Raw genomic sequence first — 14744 nt, forward strand, 5'->3', positions numbered from 1 at the left:
TGACTTCAACAATCAGATTAGAAGTTGATCATAACTTACTCAGTTGGCACGAGATTTTAATCGCCAACTGACGAGCGGTGCATGTCCGCACAAGTGAGGAGTCCCTCACGAATGCGGACGCTCCTTCGAAGGCGCAGCGGGAGGAAGGTTCCTCCCGCCCGTCGCTACAGGCACTCGCCGACGATGCGCGCCAGACGCTGTGCGCGCGGGTCCATCAGCACGTAGGGGCCGAGGGTGTTGGTGACGAAGCCGAAGGCCAGCTCCCGCTCGGGGTCGGCGAAACCGATGGAGCCGCCCGCCCCCGGATGACCGAAGGCACGCGGGCCGAGGCCATAGGTGGCGTTGGCCACATCCGGCTGGTCAAGCATGGTGCCCAGGCCGAAGCGGGTGCAAGTCAACAGAGTTCGATCCTCCCCGACGGCATGCTCGCGGGTGAGCTCGGCCAGCAGTGCTTCGTCCAGCAACGTCCCGCGCAGAAGCCCACTGTAGAAACCGGCCAGCGAGCGGGCATTGCCATGACCGTTGGCCGCCGGCTGCGACATGCGTCTCCACTCGGGCTTGTTGGTGCTGGTCAGCACCGACGGCGGATTGGTGAAGGCGCGAGTGGAGAGCGCCATCGTCTCGGTCATCATGATCTTGAGCAGGCGCTGGGCAGCGGCATCCCCCAGGTTGCCCTTGGCGCGGGCGATATGCGCCACCCGGTGGAACTCGGCGTCATCCAGGCCGATGTGGAAGTCCAGCCCCAGCGGTTCGGCCGTGCGCGCGACGATGGCGGAGCCCGGCTCGCGGCCATCGACACGGCGGATCACTTCGCCCACCAGCCAGCCGTAGGTGATGGGTGCATAACCGTGCTCGGCGCCCGGCGTCCACCAGGGTGTCTCGGCCGCCAGCGCGGCGGTCATGGTCGACCAGTCGTAGAGCGCTTCCGGCGCCAGCGCCTCACGGATCGCCGGCAGGCCGGCACGGTGGCAGAGCAGTTGGCGCACGGTGATGGCCTGCTTGCCCGCCTGGGCGAACTCCGGCCAGTAGCGCGCCACCGGGGCGTCGAGTTCCAGCTTGCCCTCCCCGACCAGCTGCAGGGCGGCGACCGCGGCAAAAGTCTTGGTGCAGGAGAACAGATTGAGCAGCGTATCGGCCTGCCAGTCCTGGCCCGGCTCCTTGCCCGCGCTGCCCGCCCACAGATCGACCAGCGTCTGCCCGCCGACCTGGATGCACAGCGCCGCACCGCGCTCCTGCGGGTCCTCGAACAGGGCGCTGAAGGCGTCGGCAACGGCGGTGAAGCGGTGGTCGCAATGGCCATGCAGGGTCATCGGAATCTCCAGTGGGCGGGACAAGAACGAAGGGGCGGAGGCGCTATTCTTCCAGCGCTCCCCGCCCCTGTGAACCCCGCTAAAGACGGGTATCGGCCCTACGAATGCCCAGTCATTGACTGTCGGCCTGCTCCTCTTCGGCGCCGCCGTCGTTCACCGGAACCGGCTTGGGCTCCGGTGCGGCTTTCGCCGCCGAGCGGGCCTGCTCGTCGATGGCCTTGAGCGCCTGCTGGTTGGCCTTGCGCACCGCGTCGACGAAGCCGGTGAAGGGCAGATCGGTGATGCCGACCAGGCCGATATGGCCGTTCTCGCCATCGAGCAGGCGGCCGGTCACCGGCTGGTCGAGGTACTGGAACCAGTGCGCGCCGACGACATTCGGGGCCTTCACCGCCTCGGCGAGGAAACGCTGGTAGGCCTCGCCACGCTGCTGCTCGTTGTACACCTCGGCCACGCCGCCCCAGAACGGCCCACGGTCGCGGGAGCCGAAGTGGAACTCGGTGATCAGCACCGGCTTGTCCAGGCTGTTCAGGTAGGCCGCGTCATACCCCTGGTGCGGCAGCGGCACGTAGAGGTTGAAGCTCAGCAGGTCGCAGTACTGTGCGCAGGACGCCAGCGCCTCCGGCGTGCTGACGGCGAAACGCGGGCCCAGCAGCAGATGGTTCGGCGCGTGCCACTGCAGCGCGTCCTTGAGGGTCTTGAAGTACTGGTCGGCATACAGGCGCAGGAAGGCACTGTAGTCCTGGGCAATGGCCAGGTGCGCCTCGCTCGGCAGCGGCGCCTGGAAGCCCGGCGCGTCCAGATCCTCCCAGGCGGCAATGGGAATGCCCCAGGCCTCGGCGAGCGCCTCGTGCTCCTTGTACTTGTCCTTCAGCTGCTTGATGAAGGCGCGCTTGGCCGGGCTGTCGGTCGACAGCTTCAGCGCGCCGAAGGCCAGCGCGTAATGGGACTGCGCATCGTCGCCGCGACCGGCCCAGGCCAGCTCGTTGTCGGCGTAGTAACCGAGCAGCCAGGCGTCCTCGCGGTGGTCGCGGGCGGCGATGGCGATGGCGCGCTCGGCGGCCATCGCGAAGCGCGGATCGAAGGGGTCGGGCATGGCGCCCCACCAGTCGTAGCCGGTGCTGACCGTGGCGTAATCGCCGCTGATCGACAGCGGCACGCTGTACGGCATCCGCGGCTCCGCGGCGAAGGCCGGATCACTCCAGTCGCCCAGGGAGTTGAAGCCCCAGGCGCCGAGGCGCTGCAGGGTACGTTCGCGCCAGGCGGCCGCGGCGGCATCACCGGTCAGGCCACCATTGGCGCGGAAGCGGTTGGCGGCATAGAAGTCATACCAGCGGCCATTACCGAAGGCACGCCCTTGCTGGGCGCCGACACCGCTGCGATCGTCGCTCTGGCCGTAGAAGGCAGCCAGCGGGTCGCCCTCCTTGGGCAGGCTGGCGAACATGTATTCGCGGCCTTCGACGTAGGTCTGGCTGCTGTCGGCGTTCACCGCATTGACACCCAGCGACCAGAAGGAATGGCCCTCGGGGGTGACCAGCCACCAGCGGCCGTTGCGCTTTTCGGTACGGAAGAAGCCGGTGCCTTCGAAGGCCGGACCGTCCAGCAGGCCACCAAAGGCATCGCGCCCGGCCGCCGGTTGCCATTTCTTCAGTTGCTCGCCCTCGGCCTTCCAGGCGTTGGCGAGCTGCTCGGAACTCTTCACCTTCTCCGGCCAGTCGCCACGACTGGCCTGGCCGAAACCGTCGACGATGCCGGTATAGGCCTTGCGCCACTGGTCACCGTCGGCATAAGTGCCGAAGCGGCCGAGCAGGATGTCCTGGGCCGCCTTGGGTGCATTCAGGTAGAGCTTCACCGCGCCAACCTGGCTGCGGTTCAGCTCGCCGGTCACCTTGCTGGCCAGCAGCAGGCGCTGGCCATCCAGGGTGACGGGCATGGGCACACCGGCGCGCATCCCGAAGTCTTCCGGCGCGGTGGCCCGCAAGGGGATCAGCAGCGTCTGCGCAGGCCCCGGCGGCAGCGCGATGCTGGCGTGCAGGCCCGGCGCGCCGCCGACACCTTCGATCGCCACTTCCAGAGTGATGGCCCAGTCCATGGCGTTCTGGATGCGCAGGCTTACGCTGTCGGCCTGGGACCAGTCCCAGCTGCCGCTTGACGGTGCCAGGCTCAGGGTCGGCTGCGGCGCCGGACTGAAGTTCACCCGACGCAGGATTTCACCTTCGGGGGTGGCCTCGGCAGTCGAACTGGGCAGGTCGGCATTCTGCGTGGTGATCGAGACCACAGCCATGGGCTTGACGAAATTGAACAGGGTTTCATTGCCACCGGCCGCCCAGGCCGGGGCGCTGGCGATCGCCAGACTGAGCAGCAATGGCAGGTGCCAACGCATCGATGTCATCTGTACTTGTCCTGGATACACGCCCGCCGGCTGGCGGGCGCACGTTTGACAGCAAGTGCGGGAATACGCTCCCGCACACGACTCAGGCGATTTCGCGGCGGAACGGGGGCAGTGCGTTAAGAATGGCCTTGCCGTAACGCTGCGTCACCACGCGGCGGTCGAGCAGCGTGATGGTGCCGCGATCCTGCTCGGTACGCAGCAGGCGGCCGCAGGCCTGGACCAGGCGAAGCGAAGCGTCGGGCACGGCGATTTCCATGAAGGGATTGCCGCCGCGCGCTTCGATCCATTCCGACAGCGCCGCTTCCACCGGGTCGTCCGGCACCGCGAAGGGAATCTTGGCGATCACCACGTGTTCACAGTAGGCACCCGGCAGGTCCACGCCCTCGGCGAAGCTGGCCAGGCCGAACAGCACGCTCGGCTCGCCGTCGTCGACCCGGGAGCGGTGCTTGTTCAGGGTTTCCTGCTTGGACAGGTTGCCCTGGATCAGCACGCGCTTGCGCCAGTCGCGGTCCAGGCCGTCGAAGACTTCCTGCATCTGCTTGCGCGAGGCGAAAAGAATCAGCGACCCGCGCGAGCCTTCGACCATCGCCGGCAACTCGCGGATGATCGCAGCGGTATGGGCGGCGGCATCACGCGGGTCGGCCTTGAGGTCCGGCACACGCAGCACGCCGGCATCGGCGTGGTGGAACGGGCTCGGCACCACGGCGGTGACCGCCGAACGCGGCAGGCCGGCGCGCATCCGGTAGCGGTCGAAGGTGCCCAGCGCGGTGAGGGTCGCGGAGGTCACCAGCACGCCGTAGGCCACGTTCCACAGATTGCGGCGCAGGGTCTCGGCGGCGAGGATCGGGCTGGCGTTGGCCTCGATATCGTAGAAGGTGCCGCTCTCGGCGAGGGTCAGCCAGCGCGCCATGGGCGGGCTGTCTTCCGGGTCCTCGCTGGTAAAGGCGGTCCACAACTCCCAGTTGCCCTGGGCGCGCGACAGCAGGCTGCCGAACAGCGGATACCACTCTTCGGCCTGGTAGCTGGCGATGCCGATGCTGCCCTCCCCGTCCATCGCCTCTTTCAGCAACTCGGTGAGACGAGTGAAGACATCGGTGAGCTTGGAGAAGCCCTTCTTCAACTCGATGCCCATCTCGCGAATGTGCTCGGGGATCACCCCACCCTCGAAGCGATGGCGCGGTCGCTCGCGGCCTTCCATGTCCTCGCCGGCGCGGAAATCGCCGATCTCCTCGCAGGCGGTGAACATGAACTGCTGGTGGGTGCGCAGCTCGCGGGCCAGCTCCGGCACCTGTTCGATCAGGCGCCCGAGGTCGCCCGGCAGCGGGTTCTGCGCCAGCAGCTTGGTCAGGTTCTTCTCCACCTGGCCCAGCCAGTCGGCGGTGGCGCGCAGGCGGGTGAAGTGGGCGAAATGGCCGATGGCCTTGTCCGGCAGGTGGTGGCCTTCGTCGAACACGTAAATGGTGTCGCGCGGGTCCGGCAGGATGGCACCGCCGCCCAGGGCCAGGTCGGCCAGCACCAGGTCATGGTTGGTGACGATCACGTCGACCTTGGTCATGCCTTCGCGCGCCTTGTAGAAGGCGCACTGCTGGAAGTTCGGGCAATGACGGTTGGTGCACTGGCTGTGGTCGGTGGTGACCTGCGCCCACTGTGCATCCTCGATGGCCTCGGGCCAGGAGTCGCGGTCGCCGTCCCAGCGGTTGCCCGCCAGGCGTTCGATCATCTGGTTGAACAGCTTGCTGGAGGTCTCGTCCACGTCGATGCGGAAGCCTTCCTCCTCGAACAGCTGGGCGGTGGCGCTCTGCGCCTGGCCTTCCTGCAGCAGGTGGTCGAGCTTGGACAGGCACATGTAGCGCCCGCGCCCCTTGGCCAGGGCGAAGCTGAACGACAGGCCGGAGTTGCGCAGCAGGTCGGGCAGGTCCTTGTGGACGATCTGCTCCTGCAGGGCGACGGTGGCGGTGGCGACGACCAGGCGCTTGCCGGCGGCCTTGGCGCAGGCGATGGCGGCCAGACTATAGGCGACGGTCTTGCCGGTGCCGGTGCCTGCTTCCACGGCGACCACGGCGGCATCGCCCAGGCGATGGCCTTCCTCGTCGCTGGCAATGGTCCCCAGGACCTTGGCGACTTCGGCGATCATCAGGCGCTGGCCGTAGCGCGGCTTGAGTTCCTTGGCCTCGAGGAAGCGCGAGTAGGCGCCCTGGATCGTGGCCTTGAGTTCGGTGCTGAGCATGGACTTCCCGGGCCCCGGACAGGCCTTTGCAGACACATCCGGATGCTGGATAAATTTTCAGTGGTTCGAATCGGCGGCTATGATAGCGCGCCTGACTTCAATCGCCAGCGGAGATCGTCCGAATGACACCCTTTGCCTTCGTCTATGCCCTGCACGTCCTGGCCGCCCTGGTCTGGGTCGGCGGCATGTTCTTCGCCTGGATGGTGCTGCGCCCGGCCGCCGTCGCCGCGCTGGAAGCCCCGCCCCGGCTGAAGCTATGGCTGGAAGTGTTCCCGCGCTTTTTCCGCTGGGTGTGGGCGGCGGTGATCCTGCTGCCGGTGACCGGCGTGGGCATGCTGCACCTGAGCTTCAACGGCATGGCCGGCGCGCCGCGCTACGTGCAGGTGATGATGGGACTGTACGTGGCGATGCTCGCGCTGTTCCTGCGCATCCAGGCCCTGCAACTGCCGGAGCTGCGCCGCGCGGTGGGCGCCGAGGACTGGCCGGCCGGCGGCGCCGCGCTGGGCAAGATCCGCAAGACCGTGGGCCTGAACCTGCTGATCGGCATGGCACTGGTGGCCTTCGTCGCCGCGCGCCCACACTGGTAAAGCCCGCACCGCCCAAAACAAGAAAGCCCGCCCGATTGCCGGGCGGGCCTCTGTTCAAGGGGGATGGATCAGAAGCGCTGCACTTCCAGGCGACCTTCGCCGCCCTTGGGCCCCTCAACTCCGCCCTTGCCTTCCGAGCCCGGTCCCTCGCCGGCCACGGAGTAGAACCAGCAACCCTTCTCGCTACTGCGCGGGCCGGCCTTGCCAGGCTTGCCGCCGGCCCCGCCGGCACCGCCTTCGAGCCGCACCTTCACCCGCTTGACGTCGAACTGTTCCGGCACCTCCAGACGCACCACGCCGCCGGCCGCACCGGAACGACCATCGGCACCATTCTGCCCGTCGCCGGCGGGCCTGCCGCTGCCCCACAGGCACCCGGAGGTCTGCGCGCTGCCGCCGTCCAGGCCGTCATAACCCGGCGCACCGACACCGCCGCGAACATCGATCAGCAGGTTCGCCACCTGCACGTCCTGCAGACGCAGCACAAGGTTACGGCCAGCGCTGGCCGGCTTCTCGAAACTGCCTGAACTGCCTTGGGCGGCGATCACGCTGCCATCGGCCAGGTTGCCGTGCCGGACCTCGATCTGCAGCGTATCGCCGCCGGGAAACACGCCCAGGCGCGCATTCTTCGCCAGGTCCAGTTCGCCGATCTTCAGTACCTTCACCTGCGATGGGATCAGCAGCGCGCCTTCCGCGCCAACGCTGATGCGATCCAGGCTCAGGCTGTCGCCCTTAACCGGCAGACGCAGCACGGTGTTGGGCTGGACCGAAACGTTTCCGGCAGCCGAGCACACCAGCGGCGCGAACAGCGCCAGTCCCAGCAACGACTTACGCATGGGTATCTCCTTCTACTTTTGCGGATGCCGGCTGCGGCAGGGTGGCGAAATGGAACACGCCGAACAGCAGTATCTGCAGACGATCCATCCCCGGATGAGGACGGCCGTTCAGGCGACTGCGCAGTGCCACGACCTCGATGATGTGGATCAGCAAAATCAGCGCACCGGCTCCATTGAGCAGCGTACTGAAGGGATGTGCGAAGGGCTGGATCAGATTGGCCAGCACCGCCAGCCAGAACAACAGGGCAATCAACTTGCCCAGGCCCAACAACGCTTTCATCAAATGCCCCCGTTTCTTCTTTGCCGGGAACATACCCTGCCGCCCGAAGCGATGCCAGTGGCAGGCCACTATGACAAAGGGGGCCAGATGGCCCCCTTTGCATACTCCGTCACGCCTGGATCATTGACGCGTGATCTTGATTTCCACGCGACGGTTCTCGGCGCGGCCTTCCTTGGTCTTGTTGTCGGCGACCGGCTGGCTCTCGCCGTAGCCTTCGACCGACTTGATGCTGCTGGCCGGAACGCCCTGGTCCACCAGATAGTTCGCCACCGCATGAGCACGGCGTTCGGACAGTTTCTGGTTGTAGGCGTCGCTGCCGACGCTGTCGGTATGACCGGCGATATTCAGCTCGGTGGTCGCTGCCTCGCCTTTCAGGCGGCCGGCGATTTCGTTGAGCTTGTCCTTGTCCTGCGCATCGACCTTCGACGAATCGAAGGCGAAGTGCAGATCGCGCACGACGATGGTCTCTTCCTTGGGCAACGGAGCCGGAGCGGGCTCCGGAGCCGGAGCGGGCGGCGGGACCTCCGCCACTTGTTCTTCAGCACCATGCACCCAGCAATAGGATGCCCCCAGTACACCACCAATCAAGGCACCCCAACCGGCCCAGGTGCTGTTTTCAATGGCACCCAGACCAGCGCCGCCGACACCGCCTACCACGGCGCACGTCGGCCAATCGGACTTCTGCAACCCTGCGCAGCCGGTAAGCAACGTGCTGACCAGCAGCAGGGGTAAAGCGGTCCTTGTAATGCTCATAAATTCATCTCTCCTCTAATGATCGGGTCTTGACCGACACTTACGGAGTAAAGACGGCACTCACAGAATGCGCCAGCACTAGGCCACGAGGGTGTCACACGCTAGTCTTCGCCCATTCATCCTCGCCTTCGACGAAACCCCATGATTTCGACACGCACACCGCAACAAGCCCTTGCCGCCCTGCTCGACCGCTATGCACCGCAGCGCCTGCTGCTGGTGGGCGCCAGCCAGATTCCCGCGGTGGATGCATTCTGCGCGGCGCATCCGGATTGCGAACTGTTTCACGCTCCCGCCGGCAGCCTGCCGGCGGACATCGCCGCGCACCGCTACGACCTGGCGCTGCTCGCCGACTGCCTGGAACACCTGCCGCGGCGCGAGGCGCAGCAACTGGTGGGGGGTATCCGCAATCTCAACAGCAGCAAGGTCGCCGTGCTGGTCGACCTCGACGCTGCGCAGGCGCAGGACACCGATTTCTATGCGCTGGCCATGCAGGCCAGCGAACGCTTCCAGCGCGATTCGCAGGTGCTCACCCTGTTCACCTACGATCTGCACGAATACAAGCAGGTACCGGACTGGCTCAACGCCAAGTTCTGGGCCAACCCAGAGAATTTCGGGAAGTACTGGTGGTAAACCCATGAACATCAAGGGCTTACCTCACATTGACCGACCTCAACGCCATGCCCGAACAGGGCCAGGCGTCACCTGCCTGTAGCCAACACTGTCACTAGCTCCGGCAAAGACTTTCGGTCTGGCACTTCCGCCGCTCAGGAATCTACTACCTGAGAGCCGCCCTCGGGCCGCTCCTCGCGTAGCTTCACGCTCTCCCTCCGCTCCACCAAAAGGCCGACCGCAGTGCCGTTCTCCAAGGTCATCTTCGGAGTAACACGGACTGCTCATGGCACCTCGTGATGGGCCTCATTGTGGTGCTTGGAGATGGCTATGCGACCAGGGGAGCCTCGTCATTATGATCAACACCATCATCAAAATGACGAAAATCGCATCAAAACGCTGCATATTGCGTCTTCTTTATGAACCCCACCAATTTTAGAATTCATTAGGTGAGCCCAATTTGATGGCGTACTCCATGCCAGCGGTCGCCTAATAGCTCATTGCCTTACATGCACCCGCCGCCCTCCCGGCGCAGGCGGAATTATAATAAATCCAATAATGACTTTTAATAATGACCACACCAAATTCAAGTATTCAACCAAAACCCGATCCTGACTACCTGAAGCAGGAGACGGGAAAATGAGCAAACCCAAAAACACCCTGAAACGAACACTATCAACACGCCACCTGAATATGATCGCCATAGGTGGCTCAATTGGCACGGGGCTATTTGTAGCAACAGGCGCTTCTATTGCCAGTTCGGGTCCCGGGGGAACCCTCCTGGCGTACGCATTGATCGGGGTAATGGTTTACTTCCTGATGACCAGTCTTGGCGAAATGGCCGCGTACATGCCTGTCGCCGGCTCATTCAGCACTTACGGAAGCAAATTTGTTGAGAGCGGTTTCGGATTTGCACTAGGCTGGAACTATTGGTTCAACTGGGCCGTGACTATCGCCGCCGAACTTGTAGCCGCTCAGCTAGTTATGAAGTTCTGGTTCCCAGACACCCCTGGAATTTATTGGAGCGGCGCTTTCCTGGCAATAATATTCTTGCTGAATTTCGTATCAGTACGCTGCTTTGGTGAAAGCGAATTCTGGTTCGCACTGATTAAAGTCTTAGTGGTAATCGTATTCATCATTATAGGATTAGCCACTATTTTTGGATTGATGCACGGAATAGAATCACCTGGATTTAAAAACTTCACAACTGGCGACGCACCGTTCGCAGGCGGCTTCCAAGCCCTGGTTGGCGTTGTAATGATTGCCGGCTTCTCGTTTCAAGGCACGGAAATCGTAGGCGTTGCCGCAGCAGAATCCCAAAACCCCAGCAAGAACGTACCTATTGCTGTTCGCCAAGTATTCTGGCGCATCACGTTATTCTATATTCTTGCAATCTTCGTGATTGGAGCACTGATTCCGTACACTGATCCAAGTCTATTACGCAACGAAACGACGGACATTAGCGTCTCCCCATTCACCTTGCTTTTCGAACGTGCCGGTTTTGCATCAGCGGCTGCGCTAATGAACGCCGTCATCCTAACCGCCATTCTCTCGGCAGGTAACTCAGGAATGTATGCATCTACCCGCATGCTCCATAGTCTTGCCGAGCAGGGTAAAGCGCCCAAGATTTTCGCTAAAATCTCGCGCAATGGGGTGCCGCGCAATGCACTTTATGCAACCACATTGATCGGCGCACTGTGCTTCCTGACGTCCGTATTTGGCGATAAATTCATATACAATGCACTACTCAACACTTCGGGCATGTGCGGATTCATTGCATGGCTGGGGATTGCCGTCTCTCATTATCGCTTTCGAAAAGGCTTCCTTGCTCAAGGAGGACGCTTGGAAGAACTGCCTTATCGAGCCACTCTCTTCCCATTTGGCCCGCTGTTTGCCTTTAGCCTCTGCATGATAATTGTTCTTGGCCAGAACTATAGCGCATTCACCGGCGAGCATATCGACTGGAGCGGTCTCGTAGCCACCTACATTAGTCTGCCACTATTCCTTGCAGTCTGGCTTGGTTATCGAATCAAGCACGGCACTCGACTGGTAAATTATAATGAAATGGATGTAGAGGGAAATCGGGTAGACGACCCCCTACCCTTACAAGCACATCTACAGCTAAGCCATCGCTAGACTGCCAAGCGCTAATACTGACGAAAACCTGGGCGCTGTGTTACGTGATCACAGCAGCGCCCAGACAGTAATTCAACATCCGCGGCACAGCACACTAATATTTTCATATATTCAAGAATCAAACGTAACCGGCAAAAACAATACATATTTGTGTATTTTCAAACATAAGACTGACCGCCCATGTCCGAATTGCGTCCGGCCACCCTTGATGAGATTGACCTTCAACTCATTGCAGCCCTGAAGATAAACGCCCGTGAAACCGTGGCTGTCCTTGCCCGAACTCTAGGCATCGCCCGCACAACTGTTAACTCGCGACTATCCAAACTTGAAAGTGCCAAAATCATCACTGGATATGGAGTTCGCCTGGGACAGCAATTGCTTGATGGTGGTTTGCAAGCTTACGTTGGGATCACCGTACACTCGCGATCAGGAAAGGATGTCGTAAAGCGACTAAGTGCAATGTCAGAGGTAGAACAACTGTGTGCTGTTAGCGGCGAGTTCGACTATGTTGCCTGGTTACGCTCAAACTCGCCTGAGTGTCTTGATAAAATTTTAGATCAAATTGGAAGTCTAGAAGGCGTTGCAAAGACCACCACGTCCATTATCCTCAGCAGTAAAATTGATCGCGGGCATCCTCTTTGATCTGTTTCTTCGGAATTGTAAATAGCTTTACAAAACCGCCTCCTTACCAATAAAACTGCTTCTGGCCATATTTCGCAAACCAGCTCCATCGACACTCCTGGTTACAGCGCTCCCATCGCGAAGATCGCCAAAGCGATTTCGAAAGCTCACACGGGCTGAGTTCCCTCGCACGGCCCTACGGGTCCCTTGAGCTCCTCGCGAACCGTCACCAATGGTGTAACCTTCGTGTCACCAGAACACTTTGAGGACCGCCATGAAGCCCGCTACGCTTGGCCTGCAGCCACCTACGTCCCGGTTCTGGGCCAAACCGGAAAACTTCGGAAAGTACTGGCGGTGACCATGACCGAACCGACCTGTCCCTGCGGCAGCGGCCGTCCGCTGCCCGAGTGCTGCGGACGCTTCCATGCAGGCATAGCGGCGCCTACCGCCGAAGCCCTGATGCGTTCGCGCTACAGCGCCTATGCGCTGGGCCTGGTGGACTACCTGCAGGACACCACCCTGCCCGCCCAGCAGCAGGGCCTGGACCTGGACGCCATCCGCGCCTGGAGCCTGGGCAGCACCTGGCTGGGCCTGGAGGTGGAGAGCCACGAGGTGCTCGGTGGCCAGCCGGAACATGCGCGGGTCACCTTCGTCGCCCGCTGGCACGACAGCAACGGCGAACACAGCCACCGCGAATGCTCGGGGTTCGTCCAGCGCGAAGGCCGCTGGTACTTCCTCGATCCGACCGTGCCGATGAAGCTGGGGCGCAACGATCCCTGCCCCTGCGGCGCCGGCGGCAAGCTGAAAAAGTGCTGCGGCCCCTGGATAGAGTGACGAGGCCAGGGACGACTGGCCATTCGTGGTTGTGCGTCCAAGGCTCCGGACCCGACTAAGGTGTGAAGGCGCCCCACTTGGGGCCGGCAGGCGTCTCGGCTAGAATCCGCGCCTTTTTCGGGGCGGCGGTCCTTCGCCGCACCGATTCCCCCAGTCGGACCTCGCCATGCTGCTCACCGTTCTCTACATCATCGCCATCACCGCCGAAGCCATGACCGGCGCATTGTCCGCCGGCCGCCGCAGCATGGACCTGTTCGGCGTGGTGCTGGTGGCCTGCGTCACCGCCCTGGGTGGCGGCTCGGTGCGCGACATGCTGCTGGGCCACTACCCGCTGACCTGGGTGCGCCATCCGGAATACCTGGCGCTCACCGCCGCCGCTGCGCTGGTCACCGTGTTCATCGCTCCGCTGATGCGCCACCTGCGCTCGCTGTTCCTGGCGCTGGACGCCGTGGGCCTGGTGGCCTTCACCCTGATCGGCTGCCAGGTCAGCCTGGAGATGGGTCACAGCCTGCTGATCGCCGCGGTCAGCGGGGTCATCACCGGGGTCTTCGGCGGCATCCTGCGGGATATCTTCTGCAACGACGTGCCGCTGATCTTCCGCCGCGAGCTGTACGCCAGCGTCTCCTTCGCCAGCGCCTGGTGCTACCTGATCTGCCTGCAGATCGACCTGCCCAAGGAGCAGGCCATGCTGATCACCCTGTTCGCCGGCTTCCTGTTCCGCATGCTGGCGATCCGTTTCCGCTGGGAAATGCCCAAGTTCGTCTACAAGGACGACCCGCAGCAGGGCGACTGATCAGTCCGCCAGCTTCAGGTGGCTGGTGTCCGGCGTGGGGCCTGCGGGCGCGGCCTTGGCCTGGCCCATGTCGCTGCCGACCGGCGCCAGGCTGAACTGGCTGAGGTCCACGCTCGGCGCTTGGGCGTCGGGCTTGTCATCCTGCAGATCGGCGCCCACCGGCGCGAGGCCGAAGTCCAGCGCCTCGACATCGGCGAAGGCGGCCATGTAGCCGTCACGTGGCGCAACCTGCAGGCGCCCCGGAACCGCCGTCGCGCCGGCCTGGGCTTGTTCGGGATCGGCGGCCGGCGGCGGCGCCAGCTCGATCTCCTCGATCGGCGCATCCATGTCCACCACCTCGACGATGGCACCGGCGCGCTCGATCACGCTGCGGTACTTCTCCGCCGCCGCCTCATCCAGGTTGTTCTTGATCACCATGCGCCGGCCGGAGAACAGCAGTTCGATACGCTGCGCATCGGCCTGGAACAGCCTGGCCAGGTTGGCCTTCACGCTGTCGAGCTGGGCGCCCGGTACGGTCCGGCCCGAAAAGGCGATCTCATAGCGGCTCATCGTCACTCTCCTGTGTTAACCCGCCGGTTACATTCGACCAGTATGGTGCAGCTTTTTTTAACGTAACAACAACTTGCAGCCGAGCAGGTGCTTGGTACACTGGGGGCGCCTTAGGGGATAGACATGAATTATCAGGCGCAAATGATAAGAATTCTCAGCCTGTTCTGGCTGTTCAGCCTCGTGTCAGGTTGCAGTTGGATCGCGGGCGATTTCCAGCAACCCGACGTGAAGCTGCAGAAGGTCGACGTCGTCAAGGCCCGCTTGCTGGAGCAGGAATTCGTCCTGCACTTCCGCATCGACAATCCGAACGACTTCAGCCTTCCAGTCCGCGGCCTGGCCTACAAGGTCAAGCTCAATGATGTCGACCTGGCCGAAGGCGAGTCGAATAACTGGTTCACAGTCCCCGCCAACGGTCATGAAACCTTCGAGGTACCGGTAACCACCAACCTCTGGCGGCACATGAAGTACATCGTCAAGCTGCTGGAAAATCCCGACAAGCCGATCCACTACAGCCTCACCGGCGAAGTGAAAACCGGTCTGCTGTTCGGCCAGAGCGTGCACATCGCCCGCAATGGCGAGATAATTCCCGGCGATTTCATCCCCGAGTGAGCGTCACCATGAGCCAGGAACCCCACGTACACGGTCCGAACTGCAACCACGACCATGATCATGACCACCACCATGACCACGGCCACGTGCACGGTCCGCACTGCAACCACAGCCACGAGCCGGTGCGCAACCCGCTCAAGGATGTCGGTCGCAACGACCCTTGCCCCTGTGGCAGCGGCAACAAGTTCAAGAAGTGCCACGGCGCCTGACAACG

Annotated in this window: 15 protein-coding genes; 8 read left to right on the plus strand and 7 right to left on the minus strand. The window is 62.9% G+C overall.

The annotated features are described in order from the left end of the window. Window positions 1-164 precede the first annotated feature (164 nt). From J5M67_RS10105 to dinG, 3 genes are all read right to left on the minus strand, one after another. The gene (locus tag J5M67_RS10105) at window positions 165-1310 is read right to left on the minus strand and encodes a serine hydrolase domain-containing protein (protein WP_207885167.1); all 1146 of its coding nucleotides are present in this window, start codon (window positions 1308-1310) and stop codon (window positions 165-167) included. Between the two features lie 112 nt (window positions 1311-1422). Continuing rightward, a complete protein-coding gene (locus J5M67_RS10110) occupies window positions 1423-3699 on the minus strand; it encodes a beta-galactosidase (RefSeq protein ID WP_207885168.1) in 2277 nt (758 codons plus the stop codon). 82 nt (window positions 3700-3781) lie between these two features. Next, a complete protein-coding gene (gene dinG, locus J5M67_RS10115) occupies window positions 3782-5926 on the minus strand; it encodes an ATP-dependent DNA helicase DinG (protein WP_207885169.1) in 2145 nt (714 codons plus the stop codon). A 122-nt stretch (window positions 5927-6048) separates the two neighbouring features. Here dinG and J5M67_RS10120 point away from each other — a divergent pair, with 122 nt between their 5' ends. Continuing rightward, on the plus strand, window positions 6049-6513 hold the full coding sequence (locus J5M67_RS10120; RefSeq protein ID WP_045209867.1) for a CopD family protein: 465 nt from the start codon (window positions 6049-6051) through the stop codon (window positions 6511-6513). A 68-nt stretch (window positions 6514-6581) separates the two neighbouring features. On the opposite strand, the gene J5M67_RS10125 is transcribed toward J5M67_RS10120, so the two are convergent. The 3 genes from J5M67_RS10125 to J5M67_RS10135 form a co-directional block, all read right to left on the minus strand. After that, window positions 6582-7346 carry a collagen-like protein gene (locus J5M67_RS10125; RefSeq protein WP_207885170.1) on the minus strand — a complete coding sequence of 255 codons (765 nt, stop codon included), beginning with the start codon at window positions 7344-7346 and terminating at the stop codon, window positions 6582-6584. Then, entirely contained in the window at window positions 7339-7626 is a 288-nt protein-coding gene (locus J5M67_RS10130; RefSeq protein ID WP_207885171.1) for a DUF1145 domain-containing protein, read from the minus strand. Before J5M67_RS10130 ends, J5M67_RS10125 begins: the two co-directional genes overlap by 8 nt. 120 nt (window positions 7627-7746) lie before the next feature. Then, on the minus strand, window positions 7747-8379 hold the full coding sequence (locus J5M67_RS10135; protein WP_207885172.1) for an OmpA family protein: 633 nt from the start codon (window positions 8377-8379) through the stop codon (window positions 7747-7749). Window positions 8380-8520: 141 nt separating this feature from the next. On the opposite strand from J5M67_RS10135, the gene J5M67_RS10140 reads away from it, so the two are divergent. The 5 genes from J5M67_RS10140 to J5M67_RS10160 all read left to right on the plus strand — a co-directional run bounded on the left by J5M67_RS10140 (window position 8521) and on the right by J5M67_RS10160 (window position 13372). After that, a complete protein-coding gene (locus J5M67_RS10140) occupies window positions 8521-9009 on the plus strand; it encodes a DUF6231 family protein (RefSeq protein ID WP_207885173.1) in 489 nt (162 codons plus the stop codon). 618 nt (window positions 9010-9627) lie between these two features. Beyond that, the gene (locus J5M67_RS10145) at window positions 9628-11124 is read left to right on the plus strand and encodes an amino acid permease (RefSeq protein WP_207885174.1); all 1497 of its coding nucleotides are present in this window, start codon (window positions 9628-9630) and stop codon (window positions 11122-11124) included. A 180-nt stretch (window positions 11125-11304) separates the two neighbouring features. Then, window positions 11305-11766: an Lrp/AsnC family transcriptional regulator gene (locus J5M67_RS10150; protein WP_207885175.1), complete on the plus strand. Its 462-nt coding sequence runs from the start codon at window positions 11305-11307 to the stop codon at window positions 11764-11766. Between the two features lie 339 nt (window positions 11767-12105). Next, on the plus strand, window positions 12106-12579 hold the full coding sequence (locus J5M67_RS10155) for a YchJ family protein (protein ID WP_207885176.1): 474 nt from the start codon (window positions 12106-12108) through the stop codon (window positions 12577-12579). 166 nt (window positions 12580-12745) lie between these two features. After that, window positions 12746-13372, plus strand: a complete 627-nt coding sequence (locus tag J5M67_RS10160; protein ID WP_152221280.1) for a trimeric intracellular cation channel family protein — start codon at window positions 12746-12748, stop codon at window positions 13370-13372. Here J5M67_RS10160 and J5M67_RS10165 read toward each other — a convergent pair whose 3' ends face one another. After that, complete coding sequence (locus J5M67_RS10165) at window positions 13373-13921, minus strand: hypothetical protein (RefSeq protein WP_207885177.1); 549 nt, start codon at window positions 13919-13921, stop codon at window positions 13373-13375. 123 nt (window positions 13922-14044) lie between these two features. On the opposite strand from J5M67_RS10165, the gene J5M67_RS10170 reads away from it, so the two are divergent. Next, window positions 14045-14530: an LEA type 2 family protein gene (locus J5M67_RS10170; RefSeq protein WP_207885178.1), complete on the plus strand. Its 486-nt coding sequence runs from the start codon at window positions 14045-14047 to the stop codon at window positions 14528-14530. 8 nt (window positions 14531-14538) lie between these two features. Further along, a complete protein-coding gene (locus J5M67_RS10175) occupies window positions 14539-14739 on the plus strand; it encodes an SEC-C metal-binding domain-containing protein (RefSeq protein WP_207885179.1) in 201 nt (66 codons plus the stop codon). The last annotated feature ends 5 nt before the right edge of the window (window positions 14740-14744 follow it).

Source organism: Pseudomonas sp. 30_B (genome assembly GCF_017491605.1).
Classification (GTDB): domain Bacteria; phylum Pseudomonadota; class Gammaproteobacteria; order Pseudomonadales; family Pseudomonadaceae; genus Pseudomonas.

Bases quoted from the DNA above. Each gene is read 5' to 3' on its own strand.
- J5M67_RS10105 (WP_207885167.1), bottom strand. From the start codon at position 1,310: ATGACCCTGCATGGCCATTGCGACCACCGCTTCACCGCCGTTGCCGAC.
- J5M67_RS10110 (WP_207885168.1), bottom strand. From the start codon at position 3,699: ATGACATCGATGCGTTGGCACCTGCCATTGCTGCTCAGTCTGGCGATC.
- dinG (WP_207885169.1), bottom strand. From the start codon at position 5,926: ATGCTCAGCACCGAACTCAAGGCCACGATCCAGGGCGCCTACTCGCGC.
- J5M67_RS10120 (WP_045209867.1), top strand. From the start codon at position 6,049: ATGACACCCTTTGCCTTCGTCTATGCCCTGCACGTCCTGGCCGCCCTG.
- J5M67_RS10125 (WP_207885170.1), bottom strand. From the start codon at position 7,346: ATGCGTAAGTCGTTGCTGGGACTGGCGCTGTTCGCGCCGCTGGTGTGC.
- J5M67_RS10130 (WP_207885171.1), bottom strand. From the start codon at position 7,626: ATGAAAGCGTTGTTGGGCCTGGGCAAGTTGATTGCCCTGTTGTTCTGG.
- J5M67_RS10135 (WP_207885172.1), bottom strand. From the start codon at position 8,379: ATGAGCATTACAAGGACCGCTTTACCCCTGCTGCTGGTCAGCACGTTG.
- J5M67_RS10140 (WP_207885173.1), top strand. From the start codon at position 8,521: ATGATTTCGACACGCACACCGCAACAAGCCCTTGCCGCCCTGCTCGAC.
- J5M67_RS10145 (WP_207885174.1), top strand. From the start codon at position 9,628: ATGAGCAAACCCAAAAACACCCTGAAACGAACACTATCAACACGCCAC.
- J5M67_RS10150 (WP_207885175.1), top strand. From the start codon at position 11,305: ATGTCCGAATTGCGTCCGGCCACCCTTGATGAGATTGACCTTCAACTC.
- J5M67_RS10155 (WP_207885176.1), top strand. From the start codon at position 12,106: ATGACCGAACCGACCTGTCCCTGCGGCAGCGGCCGTCCGCTGCCCGAG.
- J5M67_RS10160 (WP_152221280.1), top strand. From the start codon at position 12,746: ATGCTGCTCACCGTTCTCTACATCATCGCCATCACCGCCGAAGCCATG.
- J5M67_RS10165 (WP_207885177.1), bottom strand. From the start codon at position 13,921: ATGAGCCGCTATGAGATCGCCTTTTCGGGCCGGACCGTACCGGGCGCC.
- J5M67_RS10170 (WP_207885178.1), top strand. From the start codon at position 14,045: ATGAATTATCAGGCGCAAATGATAAGAATTCTCAGCCTGTTCTGGCTG.
- J5M67_RS10175 (WP_207885179.1), top strand. From the start codon at position 14,539: ATGAGCCAGGAACCCCACGTACACGGTCCGAACTGCAACCACGACCAT.